Raw genomic sequence first — 23,611 nt, 5'->3', positions numbered from 1 at the left:
CCCCCAATATATGATTAACTCTTACTCATATGATGTTTCTTATCCTTTTTTTTAAAAGACAAAATAAAGTTTGTTTCCTTTTCATTTGATTCAAATTCTATTTCCCCATTATTTTTAGTCATTATTTCTCTACAAATTGCTAAGCCTAACCCTGTACCATTTTCTTTGTTAGTCATAAAGGGAATGAATAACAAATTTCGAATTTCATTTGGTATTTCTGGACCATTGTTCGTTATATGAATATACACATATTCTTCATCCTGAAAGCTTACTATTCTTATCAATTTATCGAATTTCACTGTAATTAGTGCGTCAATCGCATTGCTAATAATATTCGACATGACTTGTTGTATCGATATTTTTTGAATATTAATCTTACAATTTTCTATGTTGTTAATCGTTAAATGTATATTTTCATTGGTCAATCTTGGATTTAGCAAAAAAAGAGTTGAATTAAATAAGTCCATAATTGAGATTTCTATTTTCTTTTCTTCAAAAGCTTTATTTCTTGAAAAACTTAAGAAACCAGTTATATGCATATTTATTGAGTTAAATTCATCATCAATAACATCGATGTACTTCTGTAATTGCGTTTGCCCTCTGTTAAGAATATCTTGGCGTATTAATTTTAAAAATCCAGCAATGGCTGTCAATGGATTTCGTATTTCATGCGCCATACTAGAAGCCATCTTTCCAATTAAATTTAATCGATCATTATGCAATTTGTCGATTTTGGAATCTTTTTCATTTAGTAATTCTAAAGATATTTTCATATGAGATTCACAGTATTCTCTGAAAAATATATTTTGCCTTTTAAACAACACTTCCAAGAATTTTAATACATCCTTTGAATTTTCATAATCTATAAAAACATTAATAAAAGCATCTTTCAATTTATCGTTCACATTTAAAATGGAAGAGAATGATCTATGCTGCTGATAATTTTTCTTGCTCCATTCTCTAGTCGAAATAATAAAAGGATGGGTTTCCGCTTCAATATGAAAATCTGCTATAAAATCTATAAATAAATTTGCTACTCTTAGCCGCTCTGTTATATCAATTTGCTCTGGATAAATATCATCTTCCCTATTTAAGGAACTAAACCATCTTGCTATTACAGTTTTCTTTTGTTCCTTTAAAAACTGCAATTCTTTCTCAAAAGCCATTCCTAATCCCCCTGGTATTATGCTCACAAGCCCGTTCCTAAACATCATACCAATTTCCACCAGTTCTGTGAACATATTAAATAATTATCCAGAAAACTATGATGCCTAGGCTTAAATAAAGCTTCATGATCTTTACGCCATTCCAGCTCAACAGCATAAAATCACTCAACCACCGCACATACACGGAAATCGATCTGCCACCATTAATTTCTAAAGCAAAAACAAACGCTTAGAAGTTCATCCTAAAGCGTCTGTTTCTATTTATGTTCAACTCACACCTAGCCTTACATAAAGAAGTATTTTATCTAATCAACTTTCTTCAACTCACTAAACTTAATAGCATTCAGAAGCATTTTTTGAAATTCAATTGAAAGCTCGTGTTCTTTAGCCATCTCATACGTTTCAATAAGCTGGTGGTATTCAAGATACATTAGCATACTGTTATTATTCATTTTATCTCACCTAATCTTAATAGAGTCCTTACTATTCAGACTTTTTTTAACAATTTCCCATGAAGCTAGAATTTGCTCTTCCTTATAAATGTAATCTATATGTATTTCTCGAAGCATTTTCTCCATTACTAAATCAAACATTTGATCAACACTAAGTTTCATGACTTCCCTCCGTAACAATCAATTTACAACACAATCCACTATTTCAGTTGGAATTCTCCATTAAAAATACCATATATCCCCATGTTCAGGCGTAGTATTGAGAGTATGAATTTATATGGTAAAATTCTACAAATTATGATATGATAATGTGTTTTGGTTCATTATTAAGACTTTGGAAAAAGAAAATTTGTATTTTAGAAATATTTGGTGACTCCCTCACTTTATTACAGTACACTAGAACATAATGAAAACCTTTCCAATGGAGGATGTTTGAATGAACTTTTTAGGATTTATGATCTTCTCCCCTTTTGAATACATAGCAATATTCATACTTATGTTCAGTTTGTTTAGATTCAATTTTGATAGATTTTATACCAAGAGAATTATATTTGCTTCAATCTTATTATCTTGCCTATCATTTACAATGAGAGCTGAGTCCTTAACAAACTTTAATACACCAGTTATAGGTGTATTATTATTTATCTTTGTATGGCTTATGTTTGAAGTAAGAATATTCCATGCACTAATTATGTCTATTTCAGTATTCATTGCTTATGGGCTAATTCAGGCTACTCTAATAACCCTATTCCAATATATGAATATTTTTGATTTAAAAGAAATAGAGTCAACTGCTACAGGTTACACATTCCCTGGTTTTGTTATTGCAATAATTTCAATTCTAATTTTCATGATAGTTGCTTGGATAATAAAAAAACGTAATAGTGGTTTTGACTTTGTCTCTCATGATACTTCTAAAAAAAATGAATATAATGGCATAAACATCCTTCTTTCAATTGGAATACTTATTACCGCTACTATAACTGCTGTAACCTATTATTTAATTTTAGATTACGAACAAGGATTCTATTTAATGGCATTAGTATTGTTATTTACATTAATAATCATCCTGTATCTATCAAACCGTAAGGATTTACATGACGCGGAGGTTACTAGATGATAGAGAATATTAGTTTAAGACTGGCTACGATAATAAAAAACGCTAATGAAGAAAATACTGCAAGTATTGATGTAATGAAATATGGTTTGCTCATTCTAATCAATGGGATAATTATTTCAGTACTTTCAATTCTCTTAGGATTTCTTTTTGGAAAACCTACAGAAACCTTAATAACGATGATTTCATTTGTTATGTTGAGAATGGTCTCTGGTGGTTACCATTTTAAAACAGCAAACCAATGCATAATTATTTCAATCATATTAATGATTACCCTTCCATTTATTCCAATTAATGATAAAATAGAAGGAGTTCTAATAATAGTTTCTTTTGTAATTGTATTAATAAAAGCCCCTTCAAGCATTGAAAAACAATCAAGAATACCTAAACAATATTACCCACTACTAAAGTTAATAGCAGCATTATTGATCGTAACCTGTTACTTTATTGGTTCTGATACAATAACGAAGGCTTTTTTCATTCAATCGTTACTTCTTATTAAAATTAAAGGAGGTGATTGACATGAAAAAAAAATTGGCATTTTACGCTTCTTCCTCGCTAGTACTTATAGCATCATTTGTAGTAAGCGTAGCTTCTCCATGGTGGACACACAGCCCAGAAGTACCTACAGAACTATTAAAGAAGTAAAAAGGGTTAATTAGGGGTGTGAACTTGAGAATACGTGCTTTAAGAAATTCCAAGAAAAAGGAATCCTTCCTCATTGAGGAAGGAGATATAACTCATTTATCCATACATGGGAAAACTGTATCCATTCATATTGGTAGTGATGAATTTATTTTGCCTACTTCATTTGACGATTGGGTAAAGTGCCTTGAACCATTAGGACTTACGCAAGTAGATAGAAATTGCGCTGTGATAAATAACAAAATAAGAAATATAGATTTAGATGATCTAAAAGTTTATTTTGTAGATAGAATAAGTCATGATTCAAAATATGCCACAATTTCAAATGCAAGGTTCAGCGGCTTAAAAGATTCACTTAAAAATATGTTACATAAAAATAAGCAATCTAAATTGGAATAGACACCTTACTCTAATAAAATGGAGTAAGGTGTCTATTGATTTAAATCATAATGAATATACAATTCCTCATATAAAAATTGCCTTCAACGATTACATACGACAAGGACCAGTACTCCGTGCCTTGTAGCTTTGTCGATTACAACGTCTCGGCGAAGGGTTTTGACGATGAAGTGATGATAGTGGTTCATCGTGTTATCTTTACTATAAATTATCTTGTAAATAATACTTTTGCTGTTAATTGCAATTCTTCTTTCACTCTTTTTTAACAAAATAAAAAACCTCCTGAGTAGTGTATACATCATACACAAGCTCAGAAGGTTGTAATCTACAACCCATAACACTCACTTTTAGGGTTGTGTTCACCTAAAACCTTATTAAACCTCGACCTTATCATCACACTTCTCAACTAAGCCCTCTTCATCTCTTGCCTTAAATGACTGACCGCACCCGCAAGAAGCAACTGCGTTAGGATTTTCGATGGTGAAACCGCCGCCCATCCCGGAGTCTTTGAAGTCGATTTGCACACCGTCCAGATATTTATTGCTATCGCTGTCTACAACGACTTTAAGGCCGTGGAAGTCCATTACTTTATCTTCTGCGCTTTGGTTATCGTCAAAGCCCATGCCATATGAAAACCCACTACAGCCTCCAGCTTTTACACTGAGACGAAGAAACATATTGGGAATTTCTTCTGCGGCAAGCATTGTTCTTATTTGATCCGTTGCGGATTCACTGATTGTAATCATGATTATGACCTCCTAAATAATTAAGATTGCTCGCAGCGGACTGCTTACTTTAAATTATACTCCTTTATTTTGCTTTTTGCCATGTTCCATGTCACACATTTGTCGAACTCTTTCTTGCCCCTCTAACAGCATAGGTTTATAATAGGTAAGATACATGACTTTATCGTATTAATATAAAAGTAACCCTTTCATAGTATAGGAGGCCGCACTCATGAGTATTGTATTGAATTCAACAGAGAGACGCATGCAGGAAATAGCCGAAAAGGTGGAAAATCAACAACGTCTTACCTTAGAAGATGGCATATTTTTGTATGAGTCCGATGATTTATTATCCATTGGTCAAATGGCCAATAAAGTAAATTTACGCAAGAATGGTAAAAAAGTTTATTTTATCGAGAATATGAGTCTATATTTCACTAATGTATGTGAAGCTCATTGTTCTTTCTGTAATTTCCGTAAGGATGAAGGAGATGAAGGTGCTTATACATTAAGCGGTGCAGAAATGATTGCTTATGTGGAGAAGTATTATCACCCTGGTGTGCGCGAATTCCATATAGTCGGCGGACATAACACTAATGTTCCCTTTCAATATTATGTGGATTCCATTCGTGCTTTGCATGAGCGTTTTCCTGATGTAACTATCAAAGCTTACACAGCTGCTGAAATCGAGTTTTTCTCTCGTATTAGTGGATTGAGCTTTAAAGAAGTGCTTCAGACATTAATGGCTGCTGGATTAAAAACCTTGACAGGCGGCGGAGCGGAGATACTATCCGACCGTTATCGCGATAAAATGCATGTGGACAAAGCTAATGTCGAGCAATATCTTGAAGTACATCGTACCGCTCATAATTTAGGTCTGAAAACCCATACCACTATGCTTTACGGATCTCCTGTAGAAACCCTGCAAGAGCGTGTACAGCATATGATTTATTTGCGCGAGCTGCAAGATGAAACTAACGGATTCCAAGTTTTCATCCCCTTAGCCTTACAACCGATTAAACAAACTGCTGGCATCAAAAGACGGAATTCCGCCTATGATGATCTACGTGCCATTGCTATTAGTCGATTAATGTTGGATAATTTCCAGCATATTAAAGCTTATTTTATCAATATTGGTACACAGCTGACTCAGCTTGCTATGACTTTTGGTGCATCTGACGCTCATGGAACGATCATTAAAGAAAGAATCAGTCATGCAGCTGGTGCGCTTACTCCAGATGCGCTTACTCGTGATGAGTTAGTTTGGTTAATTAAAGGAGCTGGACGTATTCCAGTTGAACGCGATACTTTCTATAATGAAATTAAAGTTTATTAAAATTATTATACCCCTGGAAAATGCAAAGGTGGCGACAGTATGGAATTAATTTTCTTACTTCTCATGGCATGGACTAACGTAATCGGTGCTGCAGGCGAACAAGCCAAAGCAGATGCTTTAAAGCTCGAGCTGCTTCAGAAATCTGAGGCAGTTTTGTATGCGGAGCAGGCACCCACAGTGATGAATGCCGATGTTTCATTGATTCCAGCTATTACTTATCCAGGTGATGCCGTTCTTGTGAGGACGAAGAAAGCAATGGAAATTAAGTGGCAAGGTAAAACTTATCCTTTACTTCCCTTTGACAGCGGCTATTTCACCTATTTACCGATCCCGTTGGCTACAAAGCCAGGCAATTATTCAATTGAAGGACAAACCCTGCAGGTCAAAACAAAAAAGTTCCCAACCGACATGCTTACTGTAACTAAACAACAAGAAGCGATGAAGCAAGATACAAAGCGAATAAATGCCGATCAGCTTAAAATAAACTTAGCTCGCAGTAAGTCTGATCCGACTTTTGCCAGTACGGATTCTTTCATGATGCCCATACAAGGGAGATTATCTACGCCCTATGGGTATACTAGATATGTCAACGGCAAATATGACGGCAGTCATACTGCAATTGATTTGGCAGCACCAACAGGTACCGAAATCCATGCAACGAATGGTGGCAGAATAGTACTGGCAGAAACCTTATATTTAACTGGTAATAGTATTTATATGGATCATGGGATGAATTTATTTTCGCAATATGCTCATCTTTCCAAATTAATGGTCAAAACAGGAGATATCGTCAAAAAAGGCGATGTCATTGGATTAGTGGGTACCACCGGTTTCTCAACTGGCCCTCATCTTCATTTCACATTCTGGGTGGGGAATAATCCAGTAAATCCTAATCTATTCTTCGATACAACTCCCTTCCAATGGGGGAAAAAGTAAGCTTACTAATACAAAAGGGATGAACGTAACATGACTAAAAAGCTTGTGATACTTGGAGGCGGGTATGGAGGTATAACCATCGCTCAGCATTTGTTAGACAAAAAGAATATACCAGACGATGTTGAGATTGTGCTTATTGACCGTATGCCTTTTCAAGGATTAAAAACAGAGTATTATGCCCTTGCATCTGGAACCGTGTCGGATGTTGATATTCGCGTTCAATACCCTGTTGATCCAAGATTGCGTATTGTATATGGCGAGGTAACAGGGATAGATTTAACCAACAAACAAATTGATTTTGCAGGCATGGAATCCTTTGATTACCATACTTTAATTATTGCTCTTGGCTGTGTCGATAAATTCCATGACATCCCTGGTGCCGAACAATATTCCAATACGATCCAAACCTTATCGGCAACGAGAAGCACTTACCAAATGATTAATGATGTGAAGCCTTATGGACAAATTACGATTGTAGGCGGCGGATTAAGTGGAGTCGAGCTAGCTGCAGAGCTGCGTGAGAGTCGCAAGGATTTAAAAATCCGCATTATTGACCGTGGTCCAAGCATTCTGTCCGCATTTCCTGAAAAGCTGCAAAGCTTTGTTCGTACTTGGTTCACCGAGCACGATATCGAGATGAAAGGTCAGGCCGTCTTAACACAAGTAGAGCCCGGGATTATACATAACGGGATTGAATTAATCTATACGGATGTAACGATTTGGACGGCTGGTATTCAACCAAGTCCGATTGTACAGAAGCTAAATGTGTTAAAAGATGGGCAAGGCCGTGTACTAATTAATGAATTTCATCAAATCCCGACTTTTCCAGAGGTTTATGTTGTTGGCGATTGTGCCAGTCTGCCTTTCTCTCCAAGTGCGCAAGCGGCAGAAGGCCAAGGCAAACAAATTGTTGAAGTCATTCATGCAGGCTGGAAGAATGAAACTCCACGTTTAGGTCAAATCAAGCTTAAAGGTGTACTGGGTTCATTAGGTAAAAAATCAGGCTTTGGGCTTATGGGCAAACGGACCATGACGGGCAAGGTACCTCGCGCAATTAAAAGCGGTGTGCTCTGGATGTCAAAGCGCCATTTTGGTTAAAATAAAGAGGAGCAGCATCTTTACTAGTAACGGGCAACAATTAATGATTCCATTCCATCTAAACGCGAGGTTTCTCGCGGATTTCTCGCGAATGGAAATGTAACAAGTTGCCCGTTAACAGTATGCTACTCCTCGCTTAATAGGTTAAACATTTCTTCATTTTCTTTAATCTTAGCTTGGATATCTTTTTCTAAATCTTCCACCGTTGCAGATGCAACAACTTCGCCATTTACCAGAGCATATGGGGCTAAATAGCACTCGCCACAATTACCAAGACAGCCGTACTCAATGACATCATATTCGAGATTTTGTTCCAAATTTTTCATGAGGCGTTCTGTGCCATGATGCATATTATTTGTACAAAATTCGATAATTGGTCTCATTTTTAAACCCACCTTACTTTTAATTAGTGATTGCCATTTTATTTTGCAGCGATTTGTATTATAATAAGAAGATAACGAAAGGAGTTGATCCATATGACTGAATTAGTTCAAAACGCAAACATGTACGAAGAAGTATTGGATGTTCTAGATAAATTACGCCCGTTTTTACAACGTGATGGCGGTGACGTAGAACTTGTTGATGTTGAAGATGGCATCATTAAATTAAAATTAATGGGTGCTTGCGGCAGCTGCCCAAGCTCAACTATAACATTAAAAGCCGGAATTGAGCGCGCATTGCTTGAAGAGGTTGAAGGTGTTGTAGAGGTTATGCAAGTATTCTAATTAACCAAGAGTCCTGATAATCAGGGCTCTTTTTTTTGGATTTCACTCAAGGTACGTATTGGATCCAGTCCTCCGGAAATATCCATAATGTTGCCTGTAATAAAATCCGATTCGGCTAAACACAGAAAAGCAATAACGCGCGCAATATCCTCGCCAGTTCCTGGTCGTCCACGCAATGATTCTTTATCAATTTCATTAGCTACTTCAACAATCATTTTCTCTTTATTCAAGCCATAAATGTCCCCAGGACATATCATATTCACGGTTATGCCTTGCCCTGCTTCTTCAACGGCTAATGTTTTAGTAAAAGATACAAGCCCAACCTTAGCCGCTGCATAAACTGCACGATGAGGCCAGCCTCGAGCTTCAGCAGCATGGCCAAATCCAAAATGGATGATTCTCCCCCATTTTTTGCTGCGCATATAGGGTAGTACCAAACGATCCAGCTCCATAACGCTAATTAAATTGCCGTTCATTATATATTGAATTTCCTCTGAAGCATAATCGACGAAAAATCTGCGCTCGCGTATAAAGGGTCCAGCGTTATTAATTAGAACATCAATGCCGCCCCACTCACGCTCAATCGTCTCGAACATCGGTCGCAATTCTTTAAGATCTGCAATATTCGCTTTATAAATCATACAGCTTCTGCCTTTGTGCTCGATAGCCAGCTGCAGTTCTTTAGCATCATCGTCATTGCTTCGATAATTAACAACAATATCATAGCCTTGATCAGCAAGCACCAATGCCGTCATTCTTCCTAAACCTTTTGCACTTCCTGTGATGAGAGCTACCTTGCGAACCTGTCCCATACGCACCTCTAATTTATTAGGATTAGACTATTATACGCTAAGCAATTTGGAAAAACTATATTGTGGATAACATAGGAAAAAACAGCCTAGGCTCTGCCATCTGTAAAACAAGGAGCATTATAAATCGCAATAATCGTCTCACAAACCATTTCAAAGCATTTTTGCAAAATTTGATTATTGCCCGGTAAATTCTCAATGTGATTCCAACTGAAAGCACCGACTGTTGCGGAGTGCAGCAAGTCATCTGCGGCTTCATAATTAATCGAATGAATTTCTACATTCCGGTAATCGCGCAGTTTATTTAATGGTTCACTATATTTAACTTTAAGGTTGTACAGCTTTTGTTCCAAATCAGTCTGAATATGACGATCATGCATTTGGCGGATCACTGTAAAATAAGAAAATCTTGGCTTGACCTTCTCTGTATTCAAATGCAGCCGTTCATTGAGGAAAAAGCCAAGCTTATCGAGAATGGCAAAAACGCGAATGAAGCTATTTTTGTAATAATAGAGATAGCGCCGATACTCCGTTTGCTCTTCGCTCTTCATGTCTTCCACGTTCCGATTTAATACCTGTTCACTATACTTGAGACTGCTATAGACCCCCTGCTCCAGCTCGTCCACTGCCGTGATAAAGCTATGCACCCATATTTCCCAGCGACGCAGCTTGCTTAAATCGGATTGTCCCTTGGACTCAATGTCATGGAGGTCATTAAGATAGCGTCCAAGCACTTGATTCGTTTTCAATATCAGTCCACTATCCTGCCGTTCCGGTTCACCGAATAAGTGTCTTAGCATAGTACAAGCTCCTTTTTAAGCTGACTTTCTCAATACCTGCATCCGATCCTTTTGCACCAGATACATCGCGAGCAGCACACCTAAACCACCTAGAATCTGATTCAATCCGATATGTTCCTTCAAGATCCATAAGCCAGCCAATGCACCTGTAATCGGTAATAAATAACCGTAGACCGAGGATTTAAAAGGACCTAAATGACCGAGGCTCCAATTATGCAACGTATAACCCAAGATAGTAGCAAAAACCGATGTATAAATCAGACTGATCCAGCCAGCCGCAGAAACGGAAGCAAAATAATGAAAATCCATATTCAGTACAAAAGGCAATAAACAAATCCCAGCAAAGGTTACTTCCATGCTTATTAGAAGTGGTAAAGGATATTTGCCAACCAAGCGACTGACACCAATTAAATAAACAGCTCCGAAAACACTTCTTAATAATAACAGAGAGTCCCCGCGCAACGAATCTGAATTAAGATGAAAACCTTGCGAGCTTCCACTAACAATGACAACGGCACTCAGTAACGCAAGCGGTAAGCCCACCATTATTCGCCATGTTAGACCCATTTCACGAAGAGCTAATGAAATAATCACGGTTACTATTGGCATAAGCCCACGCCCAAGCACGGAACCATTAGCTGCATTTGAGTATTGCAGTGCATACGAGAGAAGGGCTTCCATCCCCAACCCCGTAATCACACCTAGCACGACAATAAGCATAAAATCTTTACTTTTCATCCGCATGGAAAGCTTGCGTTTTCTACAATAGTAATAGGTATAAAGCCATAGCAAGGGCGTGATACTTAGAAATCTCAACCCATTAAAAACAAATGGATCCCATTCTTGACCGCCAAGCTTCATTGAAGATATATTAATCCCAAAAATGATATAAACGATGATTAAGCTTAAATGAGGAAGAAAGCTAAAGAAGCGATGTGGAGCTTTTGTTGCTTGCATGAGGACTACCTTCTGCCTTCCATCAATTAGACTTAGAGCGCACTAGCACACCTAAGTAACTCAAAGCCCCGAACAAACAAGCAATAATTAAAGCATGAATCATCCCCGCTGTTAAATACCAACCAGTTCCAAGCGCAAACGTGACGAATGCTCCGCTTAGCACCTGCATCGACACCAAGTAAAAGCTCCATTGGGTAACAAAATGATTACGTTCCCCTTGTTTATTACCCTTAGCAGAATATGCGATCATGGCAATCAGTCCGAATAAAGCCAATGCGGCTAGACGATGAACGAAAACAATACCTTGAGCTCCTGTTATTTCGGGAACCAGCTCACCATTACATAAAGGCCAACCAACACAGCCTCCCGATGAATTCGTATGCCTTACAAAGGCACCTACATAAACAACCACATAACAATAAACCCAAGTAAACCATACCAATCGTCGAAATCCAGCGGTTATAGTTTTTGGAGTTGAAGCTGCTCGCTTATTTCCCGCTATGAGCTTTGCATCCTGCAAGACAAGAGCAAGCAGCAAAGTACTCACAAAGGCAAGCAAAGAGAACCCGAAATGCAGCGCTAATACAGGCGCTGACTGGGGCCACTGTACAGCTAATGCACCTAATACAGCTTGTACAATGGTAAAAAACAAGGCTGAAGAAGCATAAATAATCGCATCTCGCTGTTTAAATTTTAAGATAACAAGAATAAATACACCCAGTACCAGAAATCCTTCAATACCTGTAACAAACCGATGGCTATATTCAATCAATGATGAAAGGGTATAATCGGGGATAAACTTGCCGTTGCATAATGGCCAATCTTTGCCGCAACCGGCACTTGATCCTGTTTTAGTAACTAAAGTACCCATAATTAGAACGAGAAACATTCCAATTGATGTAATCCATGCAAGTCGATTCAATAAGCTGCGCATAAAAACCCCTACTCTGTAGAAAACAAATGTTAGTGAACGAAGTAACAATACCGATAATGGCTAATAAGCAGCCCGATTACAGTACAGTACAATTATAGCGATAAACATCGCTCAAATCCATTCGTAATTGTGACAAAACACAAAAACCGACACGTCTCTTCACAGAAACGAATCGGTTTCACAGCTGACTGATTAAGATTTCAAAGCTTCTGCCACTTCCAAAGAGCGATCCAAAAATTGCTCAATTTCCTCACGTGTCTTGCGCAGCTTACTTACGAACCTTGTCAATTCCTGTCCCTCGCGAAAAACAATAAAGCTTGGAATTCCCAGGATATTATACTCGGAGCACAAATCAGGCAGCTCATCGCGATCAATATGTACAAATGTAAGCTGATCCGCATATTTAATTTCTAAATCTGGCATGAAGGGCTCAATGTAATGACAATCCTTGCACCAATCTGCTTTAAACACAGCGACAGTTGTCTTTTTATCAGCTATTTGCGCCTTAAACTTATCTTCTGAACTGATTTTCTCCATCAGATTGACCTCCTTGATTTACATAAACCTTCAGGTGATTATACCACAAAAAGTTAGATTTCAAAAAGGAACGTTACCGATGGATAAATCATTTTCTAACAAACGCACTTCCAATTTTATTCCAATCCAGCCGCTTTGAATACCTTTGTAAACCCCGCTTGCGATCTGGCAACTAATTCTTCAGGTGAATCTGTAGCTGCTGGAGCTAAGATCTCTTGAGCTACTGGGCCTAGATAGTTAATTGCATGCAATCCACGAAGGAAGCCAGCCAGATCTATCACACCTTCACCTGTAAAGAGTCTTTCACCATCCATTACTTCCGCGATTGGCACATCTGGTGCGTCATTGATGTGCACATGAACGATTTGGTCCGCTCGCAGCTTTTCAATATCCGCAACGTTGGATCCATTGGTATACCAGTGATAAGAATCAAACAGCAAGCCAACATTCGGCTCGCCAATGGCATCTATCCAATCTAAAGTATCCTCCATAGACCAGATAAAAGGATTTTTCCATTGTGTACGTAGATGATGCGGGCCAACAAATTCCAAGCCTAAGCGGATGCCAAAAGCTCCTAAAATTTGTGCGCATAAACGCAATCTTTTTGTAGCAAGCACCATGAAATGGGCTGCATTCATATCCACCGAAGGAAGCACATAGGTGCAGCATCTTGTACAGCCTAGGGCAACTGCAGCCTCTGCATCTACAACCAATCCAGATAACCCGGCAAGAAAGAGCTCGTCCGTAGAACGCCAATCAACTGATAAACCAATAGAGCCAATCGTGACTTCTTTTTGTTGTAGAAACTCCAACGCTTGTGCAGCTCCGCCAAAATGAGCGATAACCCCTTTAGCATCAACGTCTACCGTTTGAAAGCCATATTTCGATGCTAATTCAATGAATTGTTCATCATTGCCAATCTCCCCGAGACCCGCGCGCGAAAGTCCTTTAAGCATATCAACAGCCTCCTTATTTTTTTATCCTATCCCTAATTCATTAGGGTTTCTAAACTTCCCATTTTAACTTAACTTCTTGTCCTGTTCGAGATGATTCATAAATCGCATCCAAAATTAAATTGCTTGTAAAACCTGTATAGGCTGAACTAATCGGCTGCTTTCCTTCTCGAACGCATTCAAGAAAATAGCGGCTTAAACGTTGACGTGCACCTTCATCATTATCAGGTGTACTTAATAATGTCTCCATGGGCCGATCAAATTTCTCCGTCAGCAGCTTTCCATTATCACCGCGATAGCTGGCTCCGCCTTCTGTTCCCATTAAATGAATGAAAGGAACGCTATCTGTGTCCATATGAACTGCCCAGCTCACTTCCAAGGTTAACGTACTGCCATCTTCCATTCGGATCAAAGCCGTTGCCAAGTCCTCCACGTCATACGTCCCGTTCCAATCTGGAGTTCCCCAGCTGCCAATCCCTTTGCGTTTAGGACCAAACTCAGCATAAGTAGCGCCTGATACAGCAACTGGTTTAGGGTTGCCCATTAAGTATAATGCCAAATCCAACAAATGGACACCTATATCGATTAAGGGTCCACCACCGGATTGGTCCATTTGCGTAAACCATGTTCCCCAGCCGGGAATACCTTTTCGACGATACCAGCCTGCTTTAGCTGTATAAATCTTGCCTAACTCACCATGCTCCACTTGCTCTTTTATTTGTAGAGGTATCGAGTCCCACCGCATTTGATGTGCGACCATTAGTGTCTTTCCTGACTTTTGGCTTGCTTCAACAATCTCACGCGCAGCGCTTACATTTATCCCCATTGGTTTTTCCAAAAGCACATGTTTACCCGCTGTTAACGCTTGAACGGCAAGTGGTGCATGAAATTGATTGGGAACGCCAACAATGACCACATCCACATCAGGATGGTTAATCAGCTTATCATTTGAATCGAGGACTAGCGGTATGCCAAATTCCTTAGCTCTCGCCTCGGCAAAAGGCAAGTTAATATCCGTAACGGCTACAATTTCACATTCTTCCGACAGCTGCTGAAATTCACGAATATGAACCCCACCGATATTTCCTAAGCCAATAATGCCAATCCGAAGCTTCTTCAACTGACTCATCTCATGATCTCCTTTTTTACAATCCATATCTATCATTTTCATGTTAGAATAAAGGCAGAAGAAACTCACACCTCATGTTTCGGAGATTGTCTCCATATTTCGCCCAAGGAGCTTAAGATGACTTATTTTCCGATGTATTTAAAAGATTACCCTAATATGCATTCCATGTTTCCCTTCCACCTCAGTTTAAATCAAATAGACAACGGATATCCCGCTCATCGCCATGATTATCTGGAGTTCTCTTATGTCATTTCAGGATATGGTTCAGAAGCCATAAACGGAATTCATCATCCGATGCGTCCGGGTACATTTACCTTCCTTCTGCCCTACCAAATTCATGAGTTATTTACTGATCCAGGTGAGAGCTTGGTCTTGTATAATTGCATGTTTAGCATGGATCTCCTTATGGAGACAGGCTCTAAGCTTGAAATGGAAGAGCTTCTAACCGATTCGGATGAGCTTTCTGCTTTTGTACAGCTAGGAGATGAGGATCACCAACGAATTAAGCTGCTAATGGAGGAGACTATCCTCGAATATAAAGCAAATGAGCCGAAAAAATCCTCGCTTTTGAAAGCCAAGCTGACTGAAATCTTGATTAGGTTTGATCGCTTTCGTCGATTGGAGCAGCAAATCTCACAAATAGACACCCATGAACGGGATACCCCGCCAGCTAAGATTAGGAAAAATCCGCGATGGCCGATTATCCATCATATCCAACGCAGCTATCAAGAACCCTTAATGTTAGCAGATTTGTCGCGTATTTTCGCCTTGAGCATGTCACGCATCAGCGAATGCATTAAAGAAACTACAGGCCAAACCTTCGTCCAGTATCTGAATGATCTGCGGATTCGTCATGCTTGCAGCCTGCTTATTTCGACTGAAATGAGCGTGTCTGAAATTGCATACGAAGTTGGATACGGATCCTATAAAACCTTTTCCAAGCTATTTCGCGATCAAAAAGGCATAGTCCCTACTATCTACCGAAAACAGAAAATGGCCTCTGAGCAATAAGCTCACTTTATAGAGGAATTCCAAGCTTTTTCAAGCAGCGGCAGCAATTCAAGCGCAAAGACAACTAATGTTTTTGCGTTTTTAATTTACATTTATTTCAAATAATAATATCATAATAGTATCAAAATAATATCTAGGGGAAAGCTCACTATGAATGAAACTAAGGCTTGGGCAATGAACGGGTTTTTAGGGATTTTAACAATTATTGTCACTGGTGGTTTAGGGCTTTATTGGATGATTCAAGAACAATTTATCATTGGAGGCATTTTACTGCTTTTTGCTTTTGTATTAGTTACTGGCTTAACGATTGTTCAGCCGAACAACGCATACATTGTCACTTATTTTGGCAAGTATGCTGGCACTATTAGAGAAAGCGGCTTTTGGATAGCTATCCCTTTTTCACTTCGCAAAAAAATCACATTACGGGTACGGAACTTTAACAGCGCACAGCTGAAAGTAAATGATATCTCTGGCAATCCAATTGAAATTGCGGCGGTAATTGTGTTTAAAGTGGTGGATACAGCGAAGGCTTCATTTGATGTTGATAATTATTATAAATTTGTTGAAATCCAAAGTGAAACGGCTTTGCGTCATGTAGCTAATCAATATCCTTATGACAATTTGAATGAAGATGGCTTCTCACTTCGTGCTAATACGGATGAAGTTGCCGCTGAGCTCACGCGAGAATTACAGGAACGTTTATCTGCGGCAGGTGTAGCTGTTATAGAAGCACGTTTGACTCATCTTGCTTATTCACCAGAAATTGCTGGCGCTATGTTGCAAAGGCAACAAGCTTCTGCTGTAATCTCAGCAAGAACCTTACTGGTTAAAGGTGCGGTTAGTATGGTGCAAATGGCGCTTGCCCAGTTAAAAGAAGAAGGCGGCATAGAATTAGACAATGAACGCAAAGCCGCTATGATCAATAACTTGATGGTTGCGATCGTCTCCGACCGATCCGCCCACCCTGTAATTAATACGGGATCGATTTATTAAAGCGGATGAGTGAGAAAAAAAGCTTTCCCCTGCGGATCGATCCCAAAATTTATGAAGTGTTGGAGCGTTGGGCATCGGATGAGTTTCGCAGCGTAAATGGACACATCGAATTCCTGCTCCGCGATGCCGCGAAACGTGCAGGCCGACTGAATTCAGCAGCTAATAAGCCAGATATAGATGAGAAATAAATTAAAAGCCCCTTTATCCGTATCAACGGACATAAGGGGCTTCATTTATAAAGCTATTATTTCTTGCTGATTGTAACCGTTTTTGTAGCTTGGTCCCAGCCAGCTTTTTCACCAGTTAATGCCTTAGAGATAAAGCCTAGTGGAACATAAGTGGAGCCATTTACTAGAACTGCTGCTGTAGCAGGATCATCCATTGGAACTACCGCTCCGTCTACTGTTGCATTCTTGCTGCCTAATGTAATAATAATGGTTTTGCCAGTCATTATATCAACTATAGTGGCTTGCTTCTTCACAGCATCCCATGTCACTTCGGAGTCAAGTGTTTCTGCGATATATCTAACAGGAACCATGGTTCTACCATCTTTGCTGATGAAAGAGCTGCCGATCTCCACTTTACCGCCTTTGCCTGTAGGTGGAACGATTAGCTTAATTTCTTTCTTCAATACTTTTAGATCCGAGTATAGAAGCTTGTAAGCATCCGAGTCACTATTCATCGACTTCAACAAATGAGCCATAATTGATGTACCTTCCCATTGGAAAGCATTGGTTGGTATCGTCATAGCTGGATCAGCCGTTACAGGCTGATTAACTTTCCAGAATGAAAAATTACCTGCCACTTTAATGGCCCCTCCTAGATTTACATCCAAACCTAATTTACGAATCTGTGCTGAGCTATCTAGATATACATCCGTTTTTATCGATGTTTTATCATTCAATAGAGCTGCAACGCCACCCGTGCTTGCCGCAGTATCTAAGCCAGCTGCAGTCTCCTTCAATAGGTCAACAACCGTTTGGGAAGCACTATCTATGATCCCCCCAAAAATGTCCATCTCGCCTTCTTTAACATCTGGAATGTTATAGAAAGCCTTTAAAACTTTAGTCAGGAGAATTTTTACTTCGGCTGGGTTAGCCACCATATTGTTCAACAGGCTTTTTGCAAAAGCTAACGTTTCTGCACTATTCAGCTCAGCATGAACCTTCTGCAAATCCAAGCTTTCTTCATTGATCTTCTCGTTAACAGCACTCACGCTGACGTTCTTAAGATCAGGAAGCTTGCTAATCACAAATGGTGACAGCAACGTTAATAATTTATCGGGATCCCCAAATATAGCTGAAATATCAAATCCAGAAATATTGATCGATTGACCAATCATAGCATCCAATTTAAATACAATTGGCTTAGGATTGTTATCTATTAGAATAGATAGCTGTGCTTTACTAAGCTGCAGGGAGAAAGGAATTGAATGATTCATAATGGCTACATTACCCGTAAGTGATAAAGTATTAGGCTCAGACTGCTTCATACTTGTAATCGTCAAATTTAATTTCCCTAAGCTGGAAAGCTCTACATCACCTAATTTAATAGGCTTCGCCGTTCCCTCATTCGTAAATTCAAGGCTTAGATTACCACTACCTTCGAAGCTTTTTATACCCGATGCATTGTTTAGAACCTTGGTAACATCCAAGCCCGTAACTTGACAACCTGTTAGAACAACTAGCATAAGACACAGTAACCCGCTAACTATAAGCTTCAATCTCTTATTCATCGTATCTCTCCTTCTCTCATTTTATAACCTATCTTTTATCATATCACTGATTGCTTCCTACTGAAATAGCACCTATTGTTCATTTCTAACGAATCTAGTTTCGACACGCCGAATCAGCTTGCGCAATGGCGCTGGAAATGCGGCGATATCATCTTTGGTGACAACTCTAGTTATGGTAAGAAACAGGAAGTATAATCCGATTACGACCAACCCAATTAAGGCAGCGATGATAAAATGGTTCACTCTGGTTGGAAACCAATTGATATACTGAACTCCATAATTTTGCAAAAGAATCCCGCTTAAACATATCAATGCTGAGCTAAGCGCCAATCCCTCCCAGTTTCGCAAGGTGAATATTCTTAAGCCTGTCAGCTTTCGAAGCACCCTGAGATTAAGAAAGGTCATAACTGCGAAGCAAATTCCTGTAGATGCAACAAAACCGTAAATTCCTAGCCAGTCTGCTAGTAAGAATACACCTGCTATTTTGCAAATAATCCCTATGGATACATGAATAATGAGCACTCGCATTCGCCCTAGTCCCATTAATATCGCACCAGAGGTTTGCATTAGAATCTGAAAAAAGGTCGATGCGGTTAAGGCAACAATCACACCTGTACCGTTATTTCCAACGAATAGCATTTCATTCAAAGACTGCGCTGCTAATACGATAAACAGAATAATCGGCAATCCGGAAAGCACAGAAATACGTAAAGCTTTTGTCGCTTGTGCTCGAACCTGCTCCATATCATTGCGGGCAAAAGCAGAAGCTACAATCGGGACGATTGATTGACTTAAAGCAATAGCCAGAATAATTGGAATACCCGCCAATGACTGTGCACGAGCCGTTAACACCCCTAGAAGATGCTGTGCAGCAGATGAACTCATTTGGTCTACGAGCATTCTTTTAAAGAAGGTACTATCAATAAAGTAAATCATCGGGACTAAAATCGAGTACAAAACAATAGGCACGGATATCATAAAAATTTGTTTGTATATCTGTTTATAGCTATGCAAGGTTGTAGTGTTTTTAGAAGTCTTCTGGATTAATCCTAGCTTAACATCCGAACGGCGAAGCTTGATATACGCATATATCATAATAGCTAATGCACCTAAGCTTCCCGTTACACCGCCGAATGATGCCCCCGCTACCGCCCAAACTATACCCCAATCCAATTGATAAAGCAGCAAATAAGTTAATCCAATAGCGGCTATCAAACGAGCGACTTGCTCCACAATTTGCGATATCCCATTAGCCATCATCGAGCGTCTTCCTTGAAAGTAACCTCGCATCATGGCAATTACCGGGAAGAAAAGCAAGGCTGGAGCCAGAGCACGAATCGATAAAGCAGCATTCTCGTCTTTGGCAAAAGCGGCATAGCTTGAAGCTGAAAAGTAAACGACAGCAGTCATAATCACTCCAGCAATAATCGCAAAATAAATCGCTGCCCGATAGATGCGGTTAGCTTCTTCCATTCGTCCAAGCTCTACCCGCTCAGACACAAGCTTGCTTATCGCAGATGGAATACCCGCTGTTGCAACAATAAGCATAATACTGTAGATGTTATAAGCAATTCCAAAAGTCCCCATACCATCATCATGAAGCATATGCTGCAACGGCACCCGCTGCACGATTCCTAAAACTCGTGCAACAAGTGCCGCTACTGCAAGAATAATTGTCCCTTTAATCAGTGAATCTTTAGACACTTGCAGCCCATCTCCCTTGCAGTTAAATCCGCATCTCGTATTTTAAATTTGTTCCAAAGGCTGTGCGTTTCCATAAACCGGTGTTGCACCATGCTTGGGAGCAGCCCATTGTACCGCATTGGATATGACTCGCAGAACCTCTTGGTTGTGGTAAGTCGGATAGGTTTCATGTCCAGGACGGAAGTAGAATACCTTTCCTTGCCCACGATGATAAGTAACTCCGCTGCGGAAAACTTCCCCGCCTGCAAACCAGCTTACAAAAACAAGCTCCTCCGGAGCTGGAATATCAAAATGCTCACCATACATCTCTTCATGCTCAAGCTCGATATAAGCACCCAAGCCCTCAGCGATTGGATGTGCTGGATCAACGACCCATAAGCGCTCTTTTTCACCGGCTTCACGCCATTTAAGATCACAGGAAGTACCCATGAGGCTTTTGAAAATTTTTGAGAAATGTCCGGAATGCAGCACAATTAATCCCATGCCTTTAAGTACACGCTGATGAACTCTTTGCACAATATAATCTTCCACACGATCATGGCCTGCATGTCCCCACCAAATTAATACATCCGTGTTATTGAGGACCTCTTCCGTAAGACCATGCTCATGTTCTTCTAGAGTAGCCGTTCCAACCTCAACGCCATCCTTACGAATGCCGTCAGCAATTGTATTGTGAATGCCTCGCGGGTAAAGTGATTCTACTACCTTATTTTCTTTTTCGTGTATATACTCATTCCATACGATTACTCTTGTCATTTGTTTATTCTCCCCTTAGTTGGATTGTTTTAGAATATATTGTTCTATAATTTGTGCCACGCCATCCTCATTGTTGGTTGCTGTGACTAAATCGGCAGCTTGCTTAATTTCTTCCTGTGCATTACCCATCGCTACACCAAGCCCCGCGGCACGAATCATCGCTATATCGTTCAAGCTATCACCCATGGCAATGACCTCAGACATCTCAATACCTAAAAACCTGCATACATCAATCAACCCGCTTGCTTTGCTAACACCCAACGGATTCAATTCTAAATTAAAGGGATGGGAATTAGTAATTTCAAAAACGCCCCATGCCTCTAGCTCCATCCGAATTCCAGCTAGTTTTTCTAGGTTTTCTGTATGAAAGCCAAATTTAATCCAATCTATGCTATCGATGTCACCAGGCCAATTATCCCGATTATAGACACCTTCTACCGCATAAGCCCAAAACCAAGTATCCTCGAGAATGGCCATTTCATGCATTTGGCGAATCCATTTTGCCTCCATCTGATGACGCTTCATGAGATCATCTGGCGCTCGCCAAACCTCTCCCCCATTGGTCGTTACAATTGGTGATTGTAGATTTAGCCGATCAATAAAGGGTCTTGCGCTCTGAATCCCGCGACCTGTTGCAAACATAACCGTAACACCTGCTTCAATGGCGGCTCCAATTGCTTTTTTGTTTCGTTCTGACACCTTTTGCTCTTCGTTTAAGACAGTACCATCCATATCCAAAGCAACCAATTTAAATTTTCCCATGTATCCTCCTTGTCGTTATCATGTTGTAATTATCATTTATTTATCATAGTCACTGCGCTGCAAAAGCATAAGTCGGCTGTTCCTGCATATAAGTAACATGCCATAAAGCAAATACATAGATAACCCAGAGACGTCTGGAATAATCACCTTGCCCACTGCGATGCTTAGCAACCATCAGCTCCACTTCCTGCAGATTCACATAGTCGGCTATGCCTGATTCAAGTATTTGTTCGAGAATCAGAGCACCTTGTGGTCCTTTAAGCCAATCACGCAAAGGTACGGGGAATCCAAGCTTGGGACGATTCAGAATTGGATCGGGTATAATTCCTTCCATCGCCTTACGGAACACATATTTAGTCGTGCCTTGTGCCAAGCGATATTTAGTTGGAATGTGTCGAGCAACTTCGAATAACTCCTTGTCCAAAAAAGGTACCCGCAGCTCCAAAGAATGAGCCATTGTCATCTTATCCGCTTTCATCAGAATATCACCCGGCAGCCATAAATTCATATCAATATATTGCATCCGTGTGACAGAATCCAAATGCTTGGTTTTGTTATAAAACTCAGCCGCAATTTTCTGTGGATTCTTATAGGTTCGCAGTAATTCAGCATCCTTGCTGAGAATCGCCGATTTCATGCTTTCGCTGAACACCTTGGCATTTCCAAGGAAACGCTCCTCTAACGGAGTTGTCCCGCGCAGCACATAATTCCGTCCTTTTACTCCACTTGGTAAACTCAGCGTTAAACGATGCAACAGACGCTTAAGCGAAAGCGGCATCCAAGAGAGTGGCTTCAAAGAGCTCGGCTCTCCATAAATCCGGTAGCCTCCGAACAGTTCATCTGCGCCCTCACCGGAGAGCACAACGGTAACATGCTCGCGCGCAAGCTGAGCAACATGATAAAGTGCTATCGCCGAAGGATCCGCAACTGGCTCATCCTGATGCCATATCGCTTTCGGAACGGCAGAGAAGAAATCGCTTTGCGTAATGACTTTCTCATAATGCTCAGTCCCTAATGTCGCTGCCGATTCCCGTGCAATCGGTGTCTCATTATTCGCTCCTTCAAACCCAACAGAGAAGGTACGAATCGGTTCTATTTGGCGCATATGTGCTGCAATCGCTGTTGAATCAATACCGCTGGACAAGAAACAGCCGCGATCGACATCACTGACCATATGCAGCTTAACCGAGTCTTTTAATGTTTCACGTATCTGCTCAACATAATCATTAAAAGGACGTTCGATAGGCTCGAACATTGGATCCCAATATTTATGAAGCGACATTTTACCACTATCGGTTACCTTCACATAATGGGCAGGAGGCAGCTTATTAATCCCTTGGAACATCGTATCTGGCTCAGGCACGTATTGAAAGGTCAAATAATTAAGCATACTTTCTGGTTTGATCCTGCGTTCTACAATATCGGCTGCAAGAATCCCCTTTATCTCGGAAGCGAACACAAATTGGGTTGCGGAAGCATGATAGTAAAAAGGCTTGATCCCAAAATGATCTCTTGCCCCAAACAACTCACGTTTCTTGCGATCCCAGATCACAAAGCCAAACATACCGCGTAAATGCTGGACACATTGCTCTCCATATTCTTCATAGAGATGAACAATCACTTCTGTATCCGTATGTGTTTTAAAAATATGGCCTTTGGCCTGCAGCATCTCGCGCAACGCTTTATAATTGTAGATTTCACCATTGAAAACGATCCAAACGGTATCATCCTCATTGCTGAGCGGCTGATGACCTTCTTTAATATCAATGATCGATAATCGACGAAAACCAAGCCCAATGCCATCCTCACTCCAAAAGCCACTGTCATTCGGACCGCGATGCTCCATAATATCCGTCATTCGCTTCAATACCAACGGATCCGGCACCTGTTGCCCGTAATTCATCATCCCTGCTATGCCGCACATAAATCTAT

28 protein-coding genes are annotated in these 23,611 nt (G+C 40.0%); 11 read left to right on the top strand and 17 right to left on the bottom strand.

Features of this window, described 5'->3' with window-relative positions:
• Positions 1-14: 14 nt before the first annotated feature.
• The 3 genes from EHS13_RS08845 to EHS13_RS08835 all read right to left on the bottom strand — a co-directional run bounded on the left by EHS13_RS08845 (position 15) and on the right by EHS13_RS08835 (position 1,780).
• Complete coding sequence (locus EHS13_RS08845; RefSeq protein WP_162463013.1) at positions 15-1,166, bottom strand: sensor histidine kinase; 1,152 nt, start codon at positions 1,164-1,166, stop codon at positions 15-17.
• A 305-nt stretch (positions 1,167-1,471) separates the two neighbouring features.
• Positions 1,472-1,618, bottom strand: coding sequence for a hypothetical protein (locus tag EHS13_RS08840; RefSeq protein ID WP_155699984.1), 147 nt, complete (start codon positions 1,616-1,618; stop codon positions 1,472-1,474).
• Between the two features lie 6 nt (positions 1,619-1,624).
• The gene (locus tag EHS13_RS08835; protein ID WP_155699983.1) at positions 1,625-1,780 is read right to left on the bottom strand and encodes a hypothetical protein; all 156 of its coding nucleotides are present in this window, start codon (positions 1,778-1,780) and stop codon (positions 1,625-1,627) included.
• Positions 1,781-2,054: 274 nt separating this feature from the next.
• On the opposite strand from EHS13_RS08835, the gene EHS13_RS08830 reads away from it, so the two are divergent.
• From EHS13_RS08830 to EHS13_RS08815, 4 genes are read left to right on the top strand one after another with little or no spacing between them, the layout of a single operon-like run.
• Positions 2,055-2,738, top strand: a complete 684-nt coding sequence (locus EHS13_RS08830) for a hypothetical protein (protein ID WP_155699982.1) — start codon at positions 2,055-2,057, stop codon at positions 2,736-2,738.
• A complete protein-coding gene (locus EHS13_RS08825; RefSeq protein ID WP_155699981.1) occupies positions 2,735-3,256 on the top strand; it encodes an accessory gene regulator B family protein in 522 nt (173 codons plus the stop codon). The genes EHS13_RS08830 and EHS13_RS08825 overlap by 4 nt, the downstream gene beginning before the upstream one ends.
• 1 nt (position 3,257) lies before the next feature.
• Positions 3,258-3,383: a cyclic lactone autoinducer peptide gene (locus EHS13_RS08820; RefSeq protein ID WP_155699980.1), complete on the top strand. Its 126-nt coding sequence runs from the start codon at positions 3,258-3,260 to the stop codon at positions 3,381-3,383.
• Positions 3,384-3,407: 24 nt separating this feature from the next.
• The gene (locus EHS13_RS08815) at positions 3,408-3,779 is read left to right on the top strand and encodes a LytTR family transcriptional regulator DNA-binding domain-containing protein (RefSeq protein ID WP_162463012.1); all 372 of its coding nucleotides are present in this window, start codon (positions 3,408-3,410) and stop codon (positions 3,777-3,779) included.
• Positions 3,780-4,153: 374 nt separating this feature from the next.
• Here the strand turns inward: EHS13_RS08815 and EHS13_RS08810 are convergent, their stop codons facing one another.
• The gene (locus tag EHS13_RS08810; RefSeq protein WP_155699978.1) at positions 4,154-4,525 is read right to left on the bottom strand and encodes a HesB/IscA family protein; all 372 of its coding nucleotides are present in this window, start codon (positions 4,523-4,525) and stop codon (positions 4,154-4,156) included.
• 211 nt (positions 4,526-4,736) lie between these two features.
• Here EHS13_RS08810 and mqnE point away from each other — a divergent pair, with 211 nt between their 5' ends.
• The 3 genes from mqnE to EHS13_RS08795 are packed head-to-tail and all read left to right on the top strand — an operon-like array spanning position 4,737 to position 7,874.
• Entirely contained in the window at positions 4,737-5,840 is a 1,104-nt protein-coding gene (mqnE, locus tag EHS13_RS08805; RefSeq protein WP_155699977.1) for an aminofutalosine synthase MqnE, read from the top strand.
• Between the two features lie 39 nt (positions 5,841-5,879).
• On the top strand, positions 5,880-6,776 hold the full coding sequence (locus EHS13_RS08800; RefSeq protein ID WP_155699976.1) for a M23 family metallopeptidase: 897 nt from the start codon (positions 5,880-5,882) through the stop codon (positions 6,774-6,776).
• A 30-nt stretch (positions 6,777-6,806) separates the two neighbouring features.
• Positions 6,807-7,874: an NAD(P)/FAD-dependent oxidoreductase gene (locus tag EHS13_RS08795; RefSeq protein ID WP_155699975.1), complete on the top strand. Its 1,068-nt coding sequence runs from the start codon at positions 6,807-6,809 to the stop codon at positions 7,872-7,874.
• A 125-nt stretch (positions 7,875-7,999) separates the two neighbouring features.
• Here the strand turns inward: EHS13_RS08795 and EHS13_RS08790 are convergent, their stop codons facing one another.
• Positions 8,000-8,257, bottom strand: a complete 258-nt coding sequence (locus EHS13_RS08790; RefSeq protein ID WP_155699974.1) for a YuzB family protein — start codon at positions 8,255-8,257, stop codon at positions 8,000-8,002.
• 93 nt (positions 8,258-8,350) lie between these two features.
• Here EHS13_RS08790 and EHS13_RS08785 point away from each other — a divergent pair, with 93 nt between their 5' ends.
• Positions 8,351-8,599, top strand: coding sequence for a NifU family protein (locus EHS13_RS08785; protein WP_155699973.1), 249 nt, complete (start codon positions 8,351-8,353; stop codon positions 8,597-8,599).
• A gap of 20 nt (positions 8,600-8,619) precedes the next feature.
• Here EHS13_RS08785 and EHS13_RS08780 read toward each other — a convergent pair whose 3' ends face one another.
• From EHS13_RS08780 to EHS13_RS08750, 7 genes are all read right to left on the bottom strand, one after another.
• The gene (locus EHS13_RS08780; RefSeq protein ID WP_155699972.1) at positions 8,620-9,411 is read right to left on the bottom strand and encodes an SDR family oxidoreductase; all 792 of its coding nucleotides are present in this window, start codon (positions 9,409-9,411) and stop codon (positions 8,620-8,622) included.
• Positions 9,412-9,497: 86 nt separating this feature from the next.
• Entirely contained in the window at positions 9,498-10,208 is a 711-nt protein-coding gene (locus EHS13_RS08775) for a Cthe_2314 family HEPN domain-containing protein (protein WP_155699971.1), read from the bottom strand.
• Positions 10,209-10,223: 15 nt separating this feature from the next.
• On the bottom strand, positions 10,224-11,165 hold the full coding sequence (locus tag EHS13_RS08770) for a DMT family transporter (protein WP_155699970.1): 942 nt from the start codon (positions 11,163-11,165) through the stop codon (positions 10,224-10,226).
• A gap of 22 nt (positions 11,166-11,187) precedes the next feature.
• Positions 11,188-12,099, bottom strand: coding sequence for a COX15/CtaA family protein (locus EHS13_RS08765; protein WP_155699969.1), 912 nt, complete (start codon positions 12,097-12,099; stop codon positions 11,188-11,190).
• Positions 12,100-12,291: 192 nt separating this feature from the next.
• A complete protein-coding gene (locus EHS13_RS08760) occupies positions 12,292-12,636 on the bottom strand; it encodes a thioredoxin family protein (RefSeq protein ID WP_155699968.1) in 345 nt (114 codons plus the stop codon).
• 116 nt (positions 12,637-12,752) lie between these two features.
• Positions 12,753-13,592 (bottom strand): sugar phosphate isomerase/epimerase family protein, encoded by an 840-nt coding sequence (locus tag EHS13_RS08755; protein ID WP_155699967.1) that lies wholly within the window; start codon positions 13,590-13,592, stop codon positions 12,753-12,755.
• Positions 13,593-13,641: 49 nt separating this feature from the next.
• Positions 13,642-14,718: a Gfo/Idh/MocA family protein gene (locus tag EHS13_RS08750; RefSeq protein ID WP_155699966.1), complete on the bottom strand. Its 1,077-nt coding sequence runs from the start codon at positions 14,716-14,718 to the stop codon at positions 13,642-13,644.
• Between the two features lie 117 nt (positions 14,719-14,835).
• On the opposite strand from EHS13_RS08750, the gene EHS13_RS08745 reads away from it, so the two are divergent.
• From EHS13_RS08745 to EHS13_RS08735, 3 genes are all read left to right on the top strand, one after another.
• On the top strand, positions 14,836-15,729 hold the full coding sequence (locus EHS13_RS08745; RefSeq protein WP_162463011.1) for an AraC family transcriptional regulator: 894 nt from the start codon (positions 14,836-14,838) through the stop codon (positions 15,727-15,729).
• A 150-nt stretch (positions 15,730-15,879) separates the two neighbouring features.
• Entirely contained in the window at positions 15,880-16,722 is an 843-nt protein-coding gene (locus tag EHS13_RS08740) for an SPFH domain-containing protein (protein ID WP_155699964.1), read from the top strand.
• A 5-nt stretch (positions 16,723-16,727) separates the two neighbouring features.
• On the top strand, positions 16,728-16,910 hold the full coding sequence (locus EHS13_RS08735; protein WP_155699963.1) for a type II toxin-antitoxin system antitoxin: 183 nt from the start codon (positions 16,728-16,730) through the stop codon (positions 16,908-16,910).
• Between the two features lie 56 nt (positions 16,911-16,966).
• Here EHS13_RS08735 and EHS13_RS08730 read toward each other — a convergent pair whose 3' ends face one another.
• The 5 genes from EHS13_RS08730 to asnB all read right to left on the bottom strand — a co-directional run bounded on the left by EHS13_RS08730 (position 16,967) and on the right by asnB (position 23,603).
• The gene (locus EHS13_RS08730) at positions 16,967-18,457 is read right to left on the bottom strand and encodes a copper amine oxidase N-terminal domain-containing protein (RefSeq protein ID WP_155699962.1); all 1,491 of its coding nucleotides are present in this window, start codon (positions 18,455-18,457) and stop codon (positions 16,967-16,969) included.
• Positions 18,458-18,529: 72 nt separating this feature from the next.
• Entirely contained in the window at positions 18,530-20,161 is a 1,632-nt protein-coding gene (locus tag EHS13_RS08725; protein WP_155699961.1) for a putative polysaccharide biosynthesis protein, read from the bottom strand.
• Positions 20,162-20,203: 42 nt separating this feature from the next.
• A complete protein-coding gene (locus EHS13_RS08720; RefSeq protein WP_155699960.1) occupies positions 20,204-20,917 on the bottom strand; it encodes a ThuA domain-containing protein in 714 nt (237 codons plus the stop codon).
• A 15-nt stretch (positions 20,918-20,932) separates the two neighbouring features.
• A complete protein-coding gene (locus tag EHS13_RS08715; RefSeq protein WP_155699959.1) occupies positions 20,933-21,679 on the bottom strand; it encodes a Cof-type HAD-IIB family hydrolase in 747 nt (248 codons plus the stop codon).
• A 49-nt stretch (positions 21,680-21,728) separates the two neighbouring features.
• Positions 21,729-23,603, bottom strand: coding sequence for an asparagine synthase (glutamine-hydrolyzing) (gene asnB, locus EHS13_RS08710; RefSeq protein ID WP_155699958.1), 1,875 nt, complete (start codon positions 23,601-23,603; stop codon positions 21,729-21,731).
• Positions 23,604-23,611 lie beyond the last annotated feature (8 nt).

The organism is Paenibacillus psychroresistens, from assembly GCF_009728935.1.
Lineage (GTDB): Bacteria > Bacillota > Bacilli > Paenibacillales > NBRC-103111 > Paenibacillus_AC > Paenibacillus_AC psychroresistens.
This window is presented reverse-complemented; position numbering and strand designations above follow the sequence as displayed.